At 49.5% G+C, this 723-nt stretch carries 1 pseudogene; it reads left to right on the top strand.

Annotated features, from left to right (window positions below):
- Positions 1-723 (top strand): annotated as a pseudogene (locus Q763_RS17265) (collagen-like protein); the annotation flags it as partial.

A 723-nucleotide genomic window follows, 5' to 3' on the forward strand; every position in this document is an offset into this window, starting at 1 on the left:
ACTTTTTAGCTTCACTTGAAGGTGCGGACGGAACAAACGGTACGAATGGAACCAATGGTGTTGACGGAGTTGATGGTGACAGTGCTTATGATATTTGGATTGCCGCAGGCAATACAGGAACTGAGGCAGATTTCTTAGCTTCACTTGAAGGTGCAGACGGAATTAACGGAACAAATGGAACCGACGGAGTTGACGGCGATAGTGCTTATGATATTTGGATTGCCGCAGGCAATACAGGAACTGAAGCAGACTTTTTAGCTTCACTTGAAGGTGCAGACGGAACAAACGGAACAAATGGTATCGATGGAGTTGACGGCGACAGCGCTTATGATATTTGGTTAGACGAAGGTAATACTGGTGATGAATCAGATTTCTTAGCTTCATTAGTTGGAGCTACAGGTCCACAGGGTGAAGTAGGTCCACAGGGTCCAATCGGATTAACCGGTCCACAAGGTATCCAGGGTGAACAGGGTCCAAAAGGAGATACCGGAGCTACAGGTCCACAGGGCGAAGTAGGTCCGCAGGGTCCAATCGGATTAACCGGTCCACAGGGTATTCAGGGTGAGCAAGGTCCTAAAGGAGATACGGGAGATACCGGAGCTACAGGTCCACAGGGCGAAGTAGGTCCACAGGGTCCAATCGGATTAACCGGTCCCCAAGGTATTCAGGGTGAGCAAGGACCGAAAGGAGATAAAGGTGATACGGGAGATACCGGAGCTACAG

This window comes from Flavobacterium beibuense F44-8, assembly GCF_000769915.1.
Classification (GTDB): Bacteria; Bacteroidota; Bacteroidia; order Flavobacteriales; family Flavobacteriaceae; genus Flavobacterium; species Flavobacterium beibuense.